At 68.7% G+C, this 15311-nt stretch carries 11 protein-coding genes; 3 read left to right on the top strand and 8 right to left on the bottom strand.

Going from position 1 to position 15311, the window contains the following annotated elements; translation table 11 throughout:
• Positions 1 to 2 precede the first annotated feature (2 nt).
• Positions 3 to 2261 (top strand): MMPL family transporter, encoded by a 2259-nt coding sequence (locus QSK05_RS24125; protein ID WP_285599580.1) that lies wholly within the window; start codon positions 3 to 5, stop codon positions 2259 to 2261.
• 53 nt (positions 2262 to 2314) lie between these two features.
• On the opposite strand, the gene QSK05_RS24120 is transcribed toward QSK05_RS24125, so the two are convergent.
• Together QSK05_RS24120 and QSK05_RS24115 are read right to left on the bottom strand one after the other, a co-directional pair.
• On the bottom strand, positions 2315 to 4096 hold the full coding sequence (locus QSK05_RS24120; RefSeq protein WP_285599579.1) for a sensor histidine kinase: 1782 nt from the start codon (positions 4094 to 4096) through the stop codon (positions 2315 to 2317).
• A 291-nt stretch (positions 4097 to 4387) separates the two neighbouring features.
• A complete protein-coding gene (locus tag QSK05_RS24115; protein ID WP_285599578.1) occupies positions 4388 to 5032 on the bottom strand; it encodes an NUDIX domain-containing protein in 645 nt (214 codons plus the stop codon).
• A gap of 294 nt (positions 5033 to 5326) precedes the next feature.
• Here QSK05_RS24115 and QSK05_RS24110 point away from each other — a divergent pair, with 294 nt between their 5' ends.
• The gene (locus tag QSK05_RS24110; protein WP_285599577.1) at positions 5327 to 6184 is read left to right on the top strand and encodes a calcium-binding protein; all 858 of its coding nucleotides are present in this window, start codon (positions 5327 to 5329) and stop codon (positions 6182 to 6184) included.
• Positions 6185 to 6327: 143 nt separating this feature from the next.
• The gene (locus tag QSK05_RS24105) at positions 6328 to 7800 is read left to right on the top strand and encodes a hypothetical protein (protein ID WP_285599576.1); all 1473 of its coding nucleotides are present in this window, start codon (positions 6328 to 6330) and stop codon (positions 7798 to 7800) included.
• Positions 7801 to 7869: 69 nt separating this feature from the next.
• On the opposite strand, the gene QSK05_RS24100 is transcribed toward QSK05_RS24105, so the two are convergent.
• From QSK05_RS24100 to QSK05_RS24075, 6 genes are all read right to left on the bottom strand, one after another.
• A complete protein-coding gene (locus QSK05_RS24100) occupies positions 7870 to 8598 on the bottom strand; it encodes a hypothetical protein (protein WP_285599575.1) in 729 nt (242 codons plus the stop codon).
• Positions 8598 to 9398 (bottom strand): hypothetical protein, encoded by an 801-nt coding sequence (locus QSK05_RS24095; protein ID WP_285599574.1) that lies wholly within the window; start codon positions 9396 to 9398, stop codon positions 8598 to 8600. The genes QSK05_RS24100 and QSK05_RS24095 overlap by 1 nt, the downstream gene beginning before the upstream one ends.
• Entirely contained in the window at positions 9395 to 10699 is a 1305-nt protein-coding gene (locus tag QSK05_RS24090) for a WXG100 family type VII secretion target (protein WP_285599573.1), read from the bottom strand. The genes QSK05_RS24095 and QSK05_RS24090 overlap by 4 nt, the downstream gene beginning before the upstream one ends.
• A complete protein-coding gene (locus tag QSK05_RS24085) occupies positions 10696 to 11058 on the bottom strand; it encodes a hypothetical protein (RefSeq protein WP_285599572.1) in 363 nt (120 codons plus the stop codon). Before QSK05_RS24085 ends, QSK05_RS24090 begins: the two co-directional genes overlap by 4 nt.
• A 180-nt stretch (positions 11059 to 11238) precedes the next feature.
• Positions 11239 to 13476, bottom strand: a complete 2238-nt coding sequence (locus QSK05_RS24080) for an MMPL family transporter (protein WP_285599571.1) — start codon at positions 13474 to 13476, stop codon at positions 11239 to 11241.
• A gap of 111 nt (positions 13477 to 13587) precedes the next feature.
• The gene (locus QSK05_RS24075; RefSeq protein ID WP_285599570.1) at positions 13588 to 14448 is read right to left on the bottom strand and encodes an LmeA family phospholipid-binding protein; all 861 of its coding nucleotides are present in this window, start codon (positions 14446 to 14448) and stop codon (positions 13588 to 13590) included.
• Between the last annotated feature and the right edge of the window lie 863 nt (positions 14449 to 15311).

Raw genomic sequence — 15311 nt, 5'->3', positions numbered from 1 at the left:
TTATGGCATGGCATTTGTTCCGGCTGGGCAGGTGGTCGTTCGTCCACCGCCGGATCGTCACGGCCGTGTGGCTCGCCCTCCTGGTCCTCATGGGCGCAGGCTCGGCCACCCTCGCCGGCCAGACGAACGACAATTTCTCGCTGCCCGGGCTGGAGTCGACCGACGCGTTCGCCCTCATCGAGCAGCGCAGCCCCGGCACCAACGCAGAGGCCGCGACGGCCCGTCTGGTGTTCGAGGCCCCGCCGGGCCAGACCCTCGACACGGACGCGAACCAGAAGGTCATCTCCGCGTCCCTGGCCGCGGCCGCGACCGCTCACGTGCAGAAGACCGAGGGCGTCAACCCGCTGACCACGGTGACGTACTCGGAGAACAAGAAGGTCGGTCTCGCCACCCTCTCCTACACCGTGACCGCGGTCGACGTGACCGCGGCGGACAAGGACGCCCTGGAGAAGGCTAAGGAGGTCGCCCAGGACGCCGGATTCACCGCCGCCTTCGGTGGTGATGCCGTGGCCGCCGAGGCCGCCGCCCCGACCGGCGAGATCGTCGGCGTGGCCGTGGCTCTCGTGGTGCTGCTGGTGACCTTCGGGTCGCTGGTAGCGGCCGGGATGCCGCTGCTGACAGCCATCATCGGCGTCGGTATCGGCGCGGCGGGCATCACCACACTGACCGGTTTCGTGGAGCTCAGCTCGGTCACACCCGCGCTCGGCTCGATGCTGGGCCTGGCGGTCGGGATCGACTACGCGCTCTTCATCATGAGCCGCTACCAGCACGAGGTGCGCACCGGCCGATCACTGCCGGACGCAGCCGGAAGTGCCGTCGGCACGGCCGGTTCCGCCGTCATCTTCGCCGGGCTCACCGTCATCATCGCGCTGGTCGGCCTGAGCATCACCGGCATCACGTTCCTCACCCAGATGGGGATCGCGGCCGGGGTCATGGTCGCGATCGCCGTGCTCATCGCCCTCACCCTGCTGCCCGCGCTGCTCGGTTTCGCCGGGCCGAGGGTGCTCAAGGGCGGCATCAAGTTCCTCAAGCAGCGTGACCCCGAAGACGACGGCGTACGCACCAACGGCCGCCGCTGGGTCGAGGGGGTCAGCCGGTACAAGTGGCCCGCGCTGGTGCTCGGTGTCGCCCTCGCCGCCGTGATCTCCATCCCCGTCACCCAGATGGAGCTGGCGATCCCGGACGAGTCCACCGCCCCGGCCGGCAGTGACAGCAACATCGCCTACAACCTGATCGCCGAGAACTTCGGCGCCGGGGCGAACGGCCCGCTCACGGTCATCGTCGACACGGCCGGTGCGGCCGACCCGCTCGGCGCGGCCAACAGCGCCCTCACCACGCTGCAAGGTATTTCGGGCGACGTGGTCAGCGTGGGGCTGTCCGGTGTTCCGGCCGGCACTCCGGACGCCGCGGTGCAGAGCGCGTTGTCGCAGCAGCTGCAGGCCGTGGACTTCGCGAGCATCACGGTGATCCCGAAGAGCGGCCCGGCCGACTCCTCCACCAAGGAACTGGTCGGCACGATCCGCGACGACCTGGCGTCACTGCCGGGCGACACCGGTGCCCGGGCCATGGTCACCGGCCAGACGGCCGTCGGCGTGGACATCTCGCAGAAACTGACCGACGTGTTCCCGCTCTACCTCGCGGTGGTCGTCGGTCTGGCGTTCATCCTGCTGGTGCTGGTGTTCCGCTCGATCCTGGTGCCGCTCAAGGCCGCCCTGGGCTTCCTGCTCTCGGTCGGGGTCGCGCTGGGTTCCACGGTGGCCGTGTTCCAGTGGGGCTGGCTGAACAACCTGATCGGCCTGGACGTCACCACCCCGGTCGTGTTCATCCTGCCGCTGCTGCTCACCGGTGTGCTGTTCGGCCTGGCCATGGACTACGAGGTCTTCCTCGTGACCCGCATGCGCGAGGCCTACGTGCACGGGACTGAGGCCCGGCAGGCCGTGATCGAGGGCTTCTCGCACAGCGCCCGCGTGGTGGTGGCGGCCGCGATCATCATGTTCGGCGTGTTCGCGGGCTTCGCCCTCGGCGACGACGTGATGATCAAGACCATCGGATTCGGCCTGGCCGTAGGCGTCATCGCCGACGCCTTCCTGGTGCGCATGCTCATCGTGCCCGCCGTGATGGCTATCGCGGGCAAGGGCATCTGGTGGCTGCCGACGTGGCTCGACCGCGCGCTGCCGAACCTCGACATCGAGGGCGAGGCCCTGCTCGAGAAGCTCGGTCCGCCGTCGGGACACCGCGAGACGGTGTCCGCCGGTCAGTAGAAGAACCAGAATGATGGACGGCGGCGGGCTCCGGCCCGCCGCCGTTCGTCGTCTCAGACCCCCGGCACCGCGGCAACCATCAACGAGCCACCGTGCCCGAGCGCGGAGAACATCACGTCGCCACCGAGCGCCCGCACCTGATCGATCATCCCTGGCAATTCCGCCCCCAGGCGCAACTGGGCCGGGCGGGCGTCGTCGTCCTCGATCTCGATGATGAGCACCCCCTCCGACTCGTGCCCCCGGATCTCCAGACGCGCCTGCTTGCCCGTCGGCTCCCGCGCCGCCGTCAGCACCGCGCAGATCAGGGTGTAGGCGGTCTCCTCGGTGGCCGCCGGGAATCGCGCACTGGGCAGGGCCACGTCGACCGGCCCCGGCTGACGCTGGGCGACCGCCTCGACCGCCGCACCCAGACCGGCCTGGCTGAGCAGGGCCGGGTGGATACCGCGGGCCAGATCGCGCAGCTCGTCCAGGGCCCGGGAGATCTCCTGGCTGATCCCCTTCAGGCGCTCCCGCGAGGTCTCCGTGAGATCATTCGAGTCTGACGCCGCCAGAAACAGTTTCAGGGCCAGCAGGCGCTGCTGGGCACCGTCGTGCAGATCCCGCTCGATGCGCCGCCGCTCGGCCGCGCCCGCCCGCACCGCCTGCATCCGGTTCGAGCGCACCTGGCTGAGCCGGCCGAGCACCGCCGCCTGGAGCTGGGCGTTCTCCAGGGCCAGGCCGCTCGCGGCCACCGCGTTGGCGACGAGGTTGGGATGCCGGCGCAGGGCCGGGTCGGTGTCGATGACCGCCAGAGCGGCACCGGAGGCCGACGCGACCGGTAACAACAGGCGTTTCTCATCGATCGGGGTGCTGCCGTCGGGCGCGCCCGTCGTGTCGACATAGGTGTTGAGCTCGGGGGCCCAGTACCGCACGTGCAGCGACTCGTCGAGCAGAGCCTCGCGCAGGGCGTTCTCCACGGCCTCCGGGGTCGGGTGACGCTGCACCTGCCGGATCAGGGACAGCACCGCCTGGTCGGCCAGCCGTCTTCGCACCACGCTGGCCAGGAAGGCCATCGGGACGAGGGCGAACAGGGTTGCCTGCAGGGCGAACGTGTAGTCCTTCCAGTCGCCGTGCACCTCGAGCAGCTGGGCGACCGGCACAATGACCGCCGCCAGCGTGGTGGCCGGGGCGGCCAGGGCCATCGGGGCCAAGAGTTGCCGGTCCAGACCCCGCATCCGCCGGATCCGGACCATCCACAGCACCGTGAACAGCACCGCGAGTACCAGCTGCCCGGCACTGGCGACCCGGATGACCGCATCGTTCAGGCCCCGGTCGGCGTACAGCGTGACCCACCAGGTGCCCGGGTCGTAGTCCTTCCACTCCGGACGCATGGTGAGGTCTTGCGCGAGGATGCCCCCGACCAGCACGAAAGCCAGCGAGGCAACGAAAACCCTTTCGGCGCGGTTCATCAGCGTCGGATCGGGATAGCGGAACATGGCCCACACCGCGAGCGACAGCGCGAGGAAGCTGGAGAGGCCCGAGAGCAACGGCAGCGGCCCGAAGGCCCACTCCTCACTCCAGCCCAGCGCCCACAGCAACGCCGCCGCGACCAGCAGCACGGCGGCGCGCCGGTGACCGGGCTCTTCCCAGAGGATCACCCCGGCACACGTGAGCATCGCCCCGAACAGCAGGCTACCGAAGGCGACGACCGGATACTCCTGCCAGAGCGGGCCCATGAACACCGCACCCAGCAGCGACAGCGCCAGCGTCGACGCGAAAGTACGCGACCACTGCCGCGTGCCCGAAGGTGGCACGGACGGCGAGGGCGCGGTCACGACGAGCGACGCCGAACTCACCACCACACACTGACCTCCGGCACGAACCGGGACAAGAGGGAAACCACCCGCCCGCAGGTCCTCCACCGACCCGGATCTCTGCCGTCATCGGGAAAAGGGTGGACGATGACCCCACTGGGGGCTCCCGCCGTCGGCGCAAGCCCCGGCGGAGAGCTTGATCTCACTGGTCCATTTCCACGAGACCCGGCAACCACCTCTGGGACGCCGCATCAACACGAGCCGGTGGTGGCGTCAGAGTTCTTGCGACGACTGCTCGACGCCATCGCCGGGGGGGGTGGCAACTCCGGTCCCTCAGCGCCTCACACCGAATCGCTCGGCCGTGCGGTTGCTGCGGTGGTCGTCGCGGCGGCGGAACACGAACCGCCGCCGGATGCGCTGACCGAACTCGAAAGTCGCTGCGGCCGGGTCGAAATCCGGCAGGGGTCCGGGCACCAGCAGCGAGTCGGTGAGGTCGATCACCGGCTCCCCGAGCACAGAATGAGGGACGCCTGCAGCGGCGGTCTCGTCGACGTCCACCATGGGTCTCACTGTCGCCATGGTGGCCGCGACGGCGATCGACGCCGTGGTGACCAGATGGCGCACCGGCTGACGCAGGGGCAGACCGTCGAGCGTGGCCGCGTCGACCCAGCGCGGCGTGTAGCGGTTGTTCCGGTTCTCGTGCTTGGCCTCCGGGCCGGACATGACGAGCCGGGCCTCCTCGGGCACGACGGCGAGGAAGTAGGCCTGGCCTTCGTGATCGGGCAGGCGGCCGGCCAGGGTGATGCGCAGCCCCAGCTCCTCCTGGATCTCCCGGAGCGCGGCCTGCTCGGGCGACTCCCCCTGTTCCAGGCGACCTCCGGGCACGCTGAGGAAGCGGTGCCCGCGCACATAGCGCTCGATCATGGCAACGCGCCCGCTGGGGGCGAGCGTCACCACCCGGGCCCGGCGAATCTTCATCGGTCGGTCATCCCTCTTCGTCCGCAACAGGCCGCCCACCCTGCCATCGTGCCCCGGCCCCGGCCAAGCGCCAACCGGGACGTGATACGCCGGTGCAGCGGTGCCCAGCCGCTCGCCCATCCGGGTGAAGCCTTCGCACTGCTGCAGGCCAGGGCCGCGAAGGTCGCCGTCCGCGACCGCCCTCATCACCGCTCGAGCTTCCCGGGCGGATGTGTGACGAACATCTGCCCCGCCCGCCGCAGTGGCGTAACGTGCCAGCGTCAGTACCAAGAGTAGTCACTCTGGAGGCCTGTCATGACCCTGCACATCTCCCGGCACATCACCCGGCACCGTGTGGTGGGCGTGGTGGGCGCCGCGTCCGCGGCCCTTCTCGTAGCGACCGCCGGCACCGCGCAGGCCGCACCCGGCCCCGCCACCGCGAGCGTCAACGCGCACGGTTGGAAGCTGACCTACCAGGCCGCGAAGGGCCAGACCAACCATGTCGTAGCCTCGGTGTCCTGGAACGACGAACGAACGAAACTGGTCTATCTGATTGATGATTCGGTTGATGTGAAGATCGGCAAGGGCTGCTCCTACCCGATCGGCGACGACCACACCAGCATTCGCTGCGAGGTCGAGCCCGTCGACAGCCCGGACCCGTACGGCAGCCTGGGCATGAACCTGCGCGACAAGAACGACGCGGTCGAGTTCCACAACAACACCACGCAGGTCTACTACTTCAACGAGTTCTGGCTCGGCGACGGCCAGGACACCTTCGACAGCAGCCACTCCGCCACGAACGACGGCAGCTTCGTCTGGGGCCAGAACGGCGACGACCAGATCACCACCGGATCGGTCTCCACCGTGCAGGGCGGCAACGGCTCGGACACCCTCACCACCACCGGCAGCTACAGCGATGTCGACGGCGGCCGGGGCAACGACACGATCCTGGCCGGCGTGGGCTCCCAGTTCCTGCGCGGCGGGGCGGGTGACGACGTGGTGCGCGGGGGCGGCGGCAAGGACACGCTCTACGGTGGGCCGGGCAACGACAAGCTGTACGGCGAAGCGGGCACGGACTCCCTCTACGGCAACAGTGGCAACGACCTGCTCGACGGCGGGCCGGGTACGGACAAGTTCAGCGGCGGGCCGGGGAAGGACACACTGCGCCCCTGAAAGACATACCGACCGTCACACCGCGGGTTTCACGGGTCGGGGATCCGGCTGGACAGTACACGATTCTGGAAGCCGGCTGTGGATATGCCGGATTTAGCCCGTACGCCAGACGTGCTTAAGACAGCCCCCGAAACCCTGTCGTCATGCCAACTTCTCCCCAGCCGCCCGGTAGGCGCAAGCACCCCTCCTGGCGAATCTGGACCCTGGGCCTCGGCGCTGTCGTCCTCGCCCTCGCGGGTACGACCGTCGCGGTGCAGTCCGCTTCTGCTCGCCAGCCCTCCCATCACAACCGGACACCGCACTCCCGGCCGCACACCTCGTCCACACCCACCGCTTCCGCCACGGCGACCACGACCGCCGGCCCCACGGCAGCGCCGACCGCAACCGCGACCACAGCAACCGCAAGCCCCACCACAACCACGAGTCCCGCCGCGGCCACACCGGGGACGACCACGGCACCCGTCGCCGACGTCTGCGCCCGCACGTCCTCCGCCACGGCCGAGGTCAAGGTCACCGACGTCAAACTGCCCACCACCGTCAAGGGTTACGGCGGGGAGAGCGACACCGAGGTGCTGCCGGTGGCGATCGCCTCCACCCCGGGCGGCACGTCGTGGCTCGCCTGGGTCGGCACCGACGAGAAGGTGCACCTCGGTCAGCTGAACTGTGACGACCAACTGGTCGGCACGCCCGTCACCTACGACGGCTTCGATCTGCAGGACGTCCAGGCCGACAGCTCGGGCGGCGTGCTGCTGATCACCAGGAAGGGCGACTGCGGCACCGGCCCGCTGTGCGGTGGCGAGTCCAGCCCGTGCAACACCATGCACATGATCCGGTTCGACACCACGGGTCAACAGGTCTGGGACCAGCAGGTCACCAACCTGACCGACAGCCGCAAGGGCTACAGCGACGGCGCCCGCTTCGTCTGGTGGTACCAGCACCACGGCCGCCTGGCCTACGACGGCACGAACTACGCCGCCTACTTCGGGGTGGCCATCACCGTGAAGAACGGGAACTGCGTCGACATCCACGAGGGCGACCGGATGCAGGTGGTCAACGCTTCCACCGGCAACCTGGTTTCGGGCAGGGGATTCGAGGTGGGCTGCAGTCACGCCTGGACCTCCCGGATCGTCTACGCCCCGGCCAAGAAGGACTTCGTCACGGTCTGCGCCACCGACAACGACTGTCGCATCGCCCAGCCCAACCCGTATCGAACGGTCGCGGCGAGCACCTGTGACGGAACCCTGTTCGGCGGTGACCTGGTGCTGGCCGACACCGGCTACTGGACGGCGTGGAGCCAGGGCGGCACCGCCAAGCTCTCCCACTTCACCACCGGCGCCGCCGACAAGACCGTGCAACCAGGAGCCTCGACCCAGCACCCGCACCTGGTGAAGTACGGTGCCGACCGGATGCTGCTCAGCTGGGGCTCCGGCAGCAGCACCCAGGCCCAGATCCTCAACCGCTCCACCGGCGCCGCGATCGGCTCACCGCTCACGCTGGCCGTGAAGGACCACAACTACACGGCTTTCAAGGAGTACGAGGACGGCAGCGTGGCCTACCCGGCCGAGGGCAGCACCACCAGCTCGGTCAAGGTCGCCCGGGTCATGCCGATGAGCTGACCCGGATCGTCCCTTCCGCCACCGGTCCGACCGCCGGTGGCCCGGGGCGGGTTTCGGCCGCCCCGGAAGTCAGCCGGGGGAAGGCACTCCCAGTACCGGGTCGTAGGGTTCCCGGTGGTCGCCCAGCAGGGGCGTCCCGCCGTTGCGGTAGCGCGCCCGCACAGCTGTCCGGGAAGCATTGGCGGCCAGACCGTGTGCCTCCAGGCCTGCGTCCACCATGGCCTTCTCGATCTGCTGGGCGAGTCCCTCGGGATCCGGGGTGCCGAGCAGCCAGTACCTGAACAACGGGTCGAAGGTGGCCGAGTTGAAGCCGCAGACCAGCAGGGCCCGGTCCGACAGGTTGTTCAGGTAGGTGGGCGAACGGTCCTGGAAGTCGGGGTGGAAGACCACCGCGGTGGCGTTCTCGACCACGTGCACCCGACCCGGGTCGATCGTCTCCCAGGGCACCATCAGCCGGGTCCGGCGGTGCCAGCCGGTGGCCAGCCCCCGGTCCCGCACCCAGTGCCGGGTGGCCAGGCCGACCAGGACGGTGACGAAGTAGAACAGCGCGGGCATGCACACCAGGACCGCCACCGCCACGTTGGCGTTCTCCGGGGCCCCGGGGATCAGCAGCGCCAGGCCGGCCAGGATCACCGAGATCACCAGCACCACGGCCATCGGGCGGGCCGTCGGCGCGGTCCGGAACCGGGCCCGCACCCGGCCCAGTTCCGACGCATCGAGCATGACGAACCGCTCCAGGCCGGGAACCAGCTCGGGGTCGTCCGGGCCCTCGACCTGAAAGAACGGTGTCGCGGCCATCAGACCTCCTGCAGAGGTTCCAGGACGTCTTCCCAGAGTGCCCGCACGTCGCGGGCGGTGGCACCGAGATAGTGCATACCCCCGGGGCTTTCCGCGCCCACGTAGTGAGCGTCGGCCCCGGTGTGGACGCTGCCCCAGGTCTCCCTCGGCGTTCCGCCGGTGGCGTCGAAACGGGTGATCACCGTGGACTTCTCGCAGACGGCCACGACGTACGGCGGGGCGGCCTCGGCCGCGGAGCCGTTCACCGGGGGAACCACCACGTCCAGCACCGGGCGTTCCTGGACGGCGCCGGTGGCGCCGGACCACTCGGCGAGCACCCGCGTCCAGTGTTCCCGATCGGCGAGGGTGAACTCGTGAAGGCCTGTCGGGGTGACCTTTTCACCCAGCCACAGCCCTTCGGGGTGGTTGTACAGGACGTACCACTGCACCCGCTCCTGCGCCCGGTGCTCGGCGACCACCACGGTCGGTACCTGCCGCCGGAGGCTGAGCAGGGCCAGCAGGTCGGGGTCGGCCTCGAAGGTGATCTCGCCCGACTCCTCGTCCACCGGGATGGCCCGGTAGACCCCCCGCGCGGTCAGCCCGCGCAGCGCAGCGATCACCGCGATCTGCCCCTCCTGCTCCGACAGAGCGGAGAACCAGGGACTCGGCGCGAACGGACGGCCATCCGGGGCGTCCAGCGCCACCAGCTCCTCGTCGGTGTAACTGCCCAGCTCCAGCGCGCCGTCGAGCGCCACGGTGAGCAGCTCGAGCCGGCTGGCAGCGACCTCTGCCGAGGGGCCTTCGACCAGTTCAACACTCATCCGAACATGCCCTTCCAGAGTTTCTTGGCACCGTCGCCCACCTTGCCGGCCGCATCGCCGACGGCATCCGCCCCGCTCGAGAGCGCGTGCCCGATCGCCTCACGGTTCTCGTAGGCCCAGGCCCCGGCCGCGACCAGCCCCGCGCCGACCACGACGACCGGCATCGCCGGGCCGGACACCAGCCCGAAGGCGAGCAGAGTGGCTGCCCCGCCGCTGATGATCGAGGCACCACCACCGATCCCCCGGGCCACCCGGTTGTCGGTGGCCGACTCGGTGTCGGTGATCGCGGAGTAGATGTCCGCCCCACCGGAGACCACTGCCACCGGTCCGAGCACTTTGGCCAGCACCGGGCTGACCGTTCGCAGCGGCCTGGTCAGCTTGTCCAGCCTGCCGACCTTGCCCAGGACGTCGGCCTCGGACAGTGCCGGGTACCTCTTCAGCAGTTCTTTCATCGCCGGCCCGTCGCCCTTGAGCTTGCGCAGCGACTTGTACAGCAGCTGGGCCCGCTTGGCGTCGAGCTGGGCCTGCCGCACGTCCAGCGGCAGGCCGGCACCCTTCTTGTAGAGCTTGAGGGCGTCCTTCTCCAGCTTGTTGTACTGCTTGAGTACCTTCGGGTCGGACAGGTCCGGGGCAGCACCCTTGAGAGCTTGGTACTTGCGCAGGTTCTCGAGGTACTTGGCGCGTTCGGGGGCGGCCGAGGACGGCGCCAGGCCGTACCGGGCCAGCACCACGGCCATGCTGACCTTTCCCGCCTTCCTGGCCAGGTCGGTCAGAGGCGAGTAGGTGTTCCAGTAGGAGATCAACGGGCCCAGGCCGTCGGTCAGGTTGTCGTCGAGCGTCTGCCCCTTGGTCAGCGCCGCCTCGACCAGACGGACCCCCTCGTCCACGTACTCCTGACGTTCCTGCGTGTAGACGGCCGCGTCGGCCGGGTCGCCGTACACGGTCGGCGGGGTCAGCGCGTCGCTCACCCTGCCGGAGTGGGCAATGGTCAGACCCTTGCGCGACGCGTAGTCCTCGGCGTCGTCGACCGCCCGGACCACGCCCGCCATCTCGTCGGAGGCGCTGGCCAGGGCCTTGCGTAGCGAGGACACCGAGTCGATGTGCTCGGCCAGGCTCTTGGTGAGTACCTCGGCGGCCTGCTTGGCCGCCTGCCCGGCGGTGCCGTCCCAGGTCTGAGGGCTGGCTCCCGGCAGGGCCTCCTCGACCCGCTGCAGCTCGTCCTCGATCCGCCGGGCCTCCTGGAAGCCGGTCTCCAGCGGTTCTTCCTTCCAGGTCTTCAGCTGACCCCAGGGCACGCTCATGAGCCCTGCCCCGTCGGCACCGGGGTCGGCGCCGGCCCGGGTGCCGGGGTCGGGAGGCTGGGCGTGGTCGGGGCGCTGCTCGGCGTCGGCATGCCATCGGGGGCCTGGACCCCCTGGTAGCCCTGCACGCCGCTGCGGTCCGAGCTGCGGTACCCGGCCGCCGCCACGTCGAGCGCCACTCCGTAGCCGTCCGTCGCGAGGGACCAGGCCTTGAGCGTCCCTTCCAAGGTCGACTGCACCGCCTCGATCAGGGCCGCCGATGTGCTGCCCGGCATCGCGCTCTTGGCCGGCCCGATGTTCGGCTTGATCGCCGCGGCATCATCGGCCAGCGCCCGGGCCTTGTCACCGGCCTGCGTCATCTGACCGGGTTCTGCTCGGAAACTCTCCACCACTTCGCCCCCCCTTGGCACGAAAGCCGCACTGTACTGAAAAGTTATGAACGAACCCAAGCTTTCCCCACGCAGTCAGCGCCCGATGACCCCCAGGAGCGCAAATCCTCACCCCCAGCGACAAGGCCGGCGCGCAGGGTCATGGCGATGTCAGCCGTCGGCTCCTTCGAGCGGAGGCCTCTCCAGGGTGAAGTCACCCAGGACGCGGTCCAGCCAGCGCGGCGTCCACCAGTTGGCCCGCCCGAGCAGGAACATGCTGGAGGGAACCAGCAGCAGGCGGATGACGAACGCGTCGATCAGCACGCTGACGCCCAGACCCACGGCGAGAACCTTGACGACGACGTTGGGTGAGGCCGCGAAGGCGAAGAAGACGCTGGCCATGATCAGGGCCGCACAGCTGATCACGCGTGCGGTCCGGGACAGGCCATAGCCCACCGAATCGGTGTTGTCCCTGGTCTCCAGCCAGCGTTCGCGCACCCGGGAGAGCAGGAAAACCTCGTAGTCCATCGACAGACCGAACACGATGGCGAACATCATCATGGGGATGTAGGACTCGATCGGCACCTTCTCACTGACCCCCAGGAGCGAGCCGCCCCAGCCCCACTGGAAGACGGCAACGATGACTCCGTACGCGGCACCCACCGACAGCAGGTTCATCAGGGCCGCCTTGACCGCCAGCACGGGACTACGGAAGGCCAGGATCAACAGCAGGAAAGAGGCCGCGATGACGGTCACGATGATCAGCGGTAGCCGAGCGGCCACCGTGTCACGGAACTGCAGCTGTGAGGCCAGGGTTCCGGTGACATAACCGGTCGCGGAGTTACCCAGGGTTTTGGGCAGGATCTCGTCCTGCAACGTACCGACCAGTTCGTCCGTGGCGGAGTCCTGCGGTCCCTCGGCGGGAATGACCGTACCGACCAGCAGAGCGCCGTCCTGGGTCGCGGTGAAGGGAGCGACCGAGGCGACGTTGTCCACGCCGGCGAGGTCTTGGCGCAGGGAGTTCGCCAGGTCTTCCTGGTCGCCGGCGCTCATCGAGTCCTGCGGCTGGACGACGATGGTGAGCGGTCCGTTGGCGCCGGCGCCGAACCCACGTTCGATCGCGTCGTAAGCCTGCTTGTCGCTGTAGGACAGCGGGTCGGCCCCAGCGTCCACGTGACCCAGCTGCATCGACAGCATGGGCACGGCCATGATCGCGACGACCACCACTCCGGCCAGCAGGAACGGCCACGGACGGCGGGAGACGCTTTCGGCATACCGCACCCAGACGGAGCCGGTGCCGCCCGGCTCGGCCACCGGACGACGCACCTTCAGCTGGTCGATGCGGTGCCCGGCTATCGCCAGCATCGCCGGGACGAGGGTGAGGGAGGCCGCGGCGGCCACCGCCACACCGACGCTGCCGGCCAGGCCCAGCTTGCCGACGAAGCCCAGACCCGAGGCGTACAGGCCCATCAGCGCGATCACCACGGTCAGGGCCGCGGTCAGCACAGCTCCTCCGGAGGTCGCCACGCTCCGGCCCGCCGCCACGATCGGATCGACGCCGTCCATGACCTGCTGGCGGTGCCGGGTGGACAGGAACAGCGCGTAGTCGATGCCGACGCCCAGACCCATCATGATCGCCAGGGTCGGCGAGACCGTCGGCAGCGACAGGAACCCGGCGCCCAGACCGAGCAGGCTCAGACCCACGATTCCCCCGAGCACGGCGGTCAGGATGGGCAGAGCAGCCGCATAAACGCTTCCGAAACCGATCAGCAGCACCACGATGGCGACCAGGATCCCGACGCCCTCGGACAGTCTTTCGCCGCCGCTGGGCCGGTCGGCCTGGCCGAGCAGCCCGCCGTAGCTGACCTGGATGCCGTCCTCGACCGCGGTCTGGGTGGCCTGGTCGAAGAGCCCCACGTAATCGTCGCCGTACTGCTTCGGGTCATCGGCGATCTGGACCGTGGAGTAGGCCACGGTCTTGTCCTCGGACACCTGCTGGAGCGGGTCGGTCGCCGACAGCACATGATCGATGTCGGCGACCGCCTTCATCGATGCGTCGATCACATCCTGATGGTCCTGCAGCGATTCCGTCGAGGAGTCGGGAAGTGCGAAGACGATCTGGCCGCTCTTGCCTCCGGCCGAGGGGTTGTGCTCGGACAGGAGATCGGCGCCCGTCACGGATGGCGAGTTCGGCAGGGAGAACTCGTCGGCATAGGTGCCCCCTGCTTGCCGGCCGGCCACCAGCGTCACGATGGCCAGCAGCACCCAGGCCGCCACCACCCACCAGCGGTGCCGGGCCGAGAAGTGGCCCAGGCGGCCCAGAGCCCCCGGCCGGGGCGTAACCGTTCCGGCCGGCCGGGGTCCACCCGATGGCGAAACCGGCTCTGTCCGTGTGTCTTGCGTGCCCATCTTTTCCTCTTCATCGGATTTTATCGGATTTCGTCGGGTTTCATCGGGTAGGGCAGTGAAAACGCTGGGCGGGCCAGATCTCCTCCGGTCCACACCATCGTGAATTGCGCTTCAGCAGATGCTTTTGGACGCCTGTTTCGGCTGCTCGAGACGGTCCGGATCGACACCGAGCTTCACCGCGAGCCCTTCCGGCGTCGCCTCGGCGGACTGCAACGACACGTTGTCCGGCAGGTCGAGATCCATGGTCCGGGGTTGAAGTGCTTTCGCGATGCCGCTTCCTGCCCCACCCGCTCCGGCACCGGCAAAGCCGGCCAGCAGTGACGCCCGGATCGCGCGCTGCCCGATCACCACCGTCTCGGGGGTCAGGGTCAGGTCACCCTCTGACACCGCAAGTACCATCAAGACCTGCACCGACTGCCCGGCCATCTGCTGGGGCAGGGTCACCGCGAGCTGCCCGTCGCGTTCGGAGATCTTCGCCCCTGCCAGCATGTTTGCGACCGCCTGACCGGAATCGTCCCCGTCATCAGCCTGACCGGCCTGGCTCAGCCGGTCGGAGATGGCCGACCAGCTCACGGTGGCGGACACCTCGGCCGACGTGGGTGTGCGGTCTCCCCGCAGGCCGACATCGTGCAGGGTGAGCGTCAGGTCGCTGTCCCCCAGCATCCCGGCGGCCCGAGCCTGACCGTCCTTGTTCTCGACGCCCAGTCCGGACGCCGGGAACCCGGAGATGGTCACCGTCCCGATCGTGCCGGACACCAGATCCAGCAGCAGCGGTTTACTTCCTGTCGACACGGTCGGCGAGATCGAATCATCACCACTGACGCACCGCATCTGGGCACGGACCCGATCTTGTAACCTACTGGTCAGAAAGATGTTTCCCACCACCATTCCGACAACCAGCAGCACCACGACGGTCAGGGCCGCCATCACTCGCCGCCGGCTGATCCGGCCCCAGGTCTGCCGGCGGTTCATCGCCGGACCCCCTCGCCCGGCACCCGGGTCGTCCAGCCGGCTCCCCGATACCTGGTGGGCAGGACGAGAGGGGCGAGACAGTTCGAAGCAGATGCCATGTCACCCTCGGGTTCGATTCCCGGACGGCTCTCGTCCGGTCACCCGGTATCCGACCGTTACTGCTGGACGGGTGACCGACGTGCAACCTGACGGTTAGCTGACGATCCGCCTCGGATCAGTGGTCCGGAGACGGCGAGCACACCTGGTCAGGGACGGTTGGCACGCCGTGGACCGGGTGACCGCCTCATTCAGAAGAACCAGACCTGTTCGGCTCGGTGTTCAGACGACAGGGTTCGGGCGCGCGAAGATCGACTGTGATGAAAGAGTTTCACCGTCCCGCCCGGCCGCGAGCGGGCAGTTGCGAGAGCGCTTCCAGCGGCAGCCCGGATGCACCCAGCGACCGTCGTCTCTGATAGGAGGCGGTAAGCGCCTTCCGCCAGAACAACCGCAGTGCCGCTCGACTGCTCTCGCACGGATCGAAGAATGGCTTCAACAGCCCAATGGCGTTTGACTTAGGCCTGTACCGCGCCTAGCTTGCCAATGTGGTAAGCGCTCACCAGCTCGGATCTTGACGTTCGGACGCCCTGGCAGTTCTCGATGAGGAGACACCATGCCCCGAAGACAGAACCGTGAACATCTGGTCGCGACGACGAGCCTCACCGCGGCGAGCACCAATCAGACGATTCGTCTTTCTGGAAAGCCAGTTTCATCCAAATGATCGCGAGCCCGACCACCGACTTCAGCGACACCGTCAAGCTGCCGGATCATGATCACGAATGACGCCAGCACGAAAAGTCCAACAGTAAAGCGATCTCAGCCTTCAA

The organism is Kineosporia sp. NBRC 101731 (genome assembly GCF_030269305.1).
In the GTDB taxonomy this organism is placed as follows: Bacteria; Actinomycetota; Actinomycetes; order Actinomycetales; family Kineosporiaceae; genus Kineosporia.
This window is presented reverse-complemented; position numbering and strand designations above follow the sequence as displayed.

What these genes read in the sequence shown, in the direction of transcription:
- QSK05_RS24080 (WP_285599571.1), bottom strand. Translation starts at nt 13,476, where the DNA reads ATGGGCACGCAAGACACACGGACAGAGCCGGTTTCGCCATCGGGTGGA.
- QSK05_RS24085 (WP_285599572.1), bottom strand. Translation starts at nt 11,058, where the DNA reads ATGACGCAGGCCGGTGACAAGGCCCGGGCGCTGGCCGATGATGCCGCG.
- QSK05_RS24095 (WP_285599574.1), bottom strand. Translation starts at nt 9,398, where the DNA reads ATGAGTGTTGAACTGGTCGAAGGCCCCTCGGCAGAGGTCGCTGCCAGC.
- QSK05_RS24115 (WP_285599578.1), bottom strand. Translation starts at nt 5,032, where the DNA reads ATGAAGATTCGCCGGGCCCGGGTGGTGACGCTCGCCCCCAGCGGGCGC.
- QSK05_RS24100 (WP_285599575.1), bottom strand. Translation starts at nt 8,598, where the DNA reads ATGGCCGCGACACCGTTCTTTCAGGTCGAGGGCCCGGACGACCCCGAG.
- QSK05_RS24110 (WP_285599577.1), top strand. Translation starts at nt 5,327, where the DNA reads ATGACCCTGCACATCTCCCGGCACATCACCCGGCACCGTGTGGTGGGC.
- QSK05_RS24105 (WP_285599576.1), top strand. Translation starts at nt 6,328, where the DNA reads ATGCCAACTTCTCCCCAGCCGCCCGGTAGGCGCAAGCACCCCTCCTGG.
- QSK05_RS24125 (WP_285599580.1), top strand. Translation starts at nt 3, where the DNA reads ATGGCATGGCATTTGTTCCGGCTGGGCAGGTGGTCGTTCGTCCACCGC.
- QSK05_RS24075 (WP_285599570.1), bottom strand. Translation starts at nt 14,448, where the DNA reads ATGAACCGCCGGCAGACCTGGGGCCGGATCAGCCGGCGGCGAGTGATG.
- QSK05_RS24090 (WP_285599573.1), bottom strand. Translation starts at nt 10,699, where the DNA reads ATGAGCGTGCCCTGGGGTCAGCTGAAGACCTGGAAGGAAGAACCGCTG.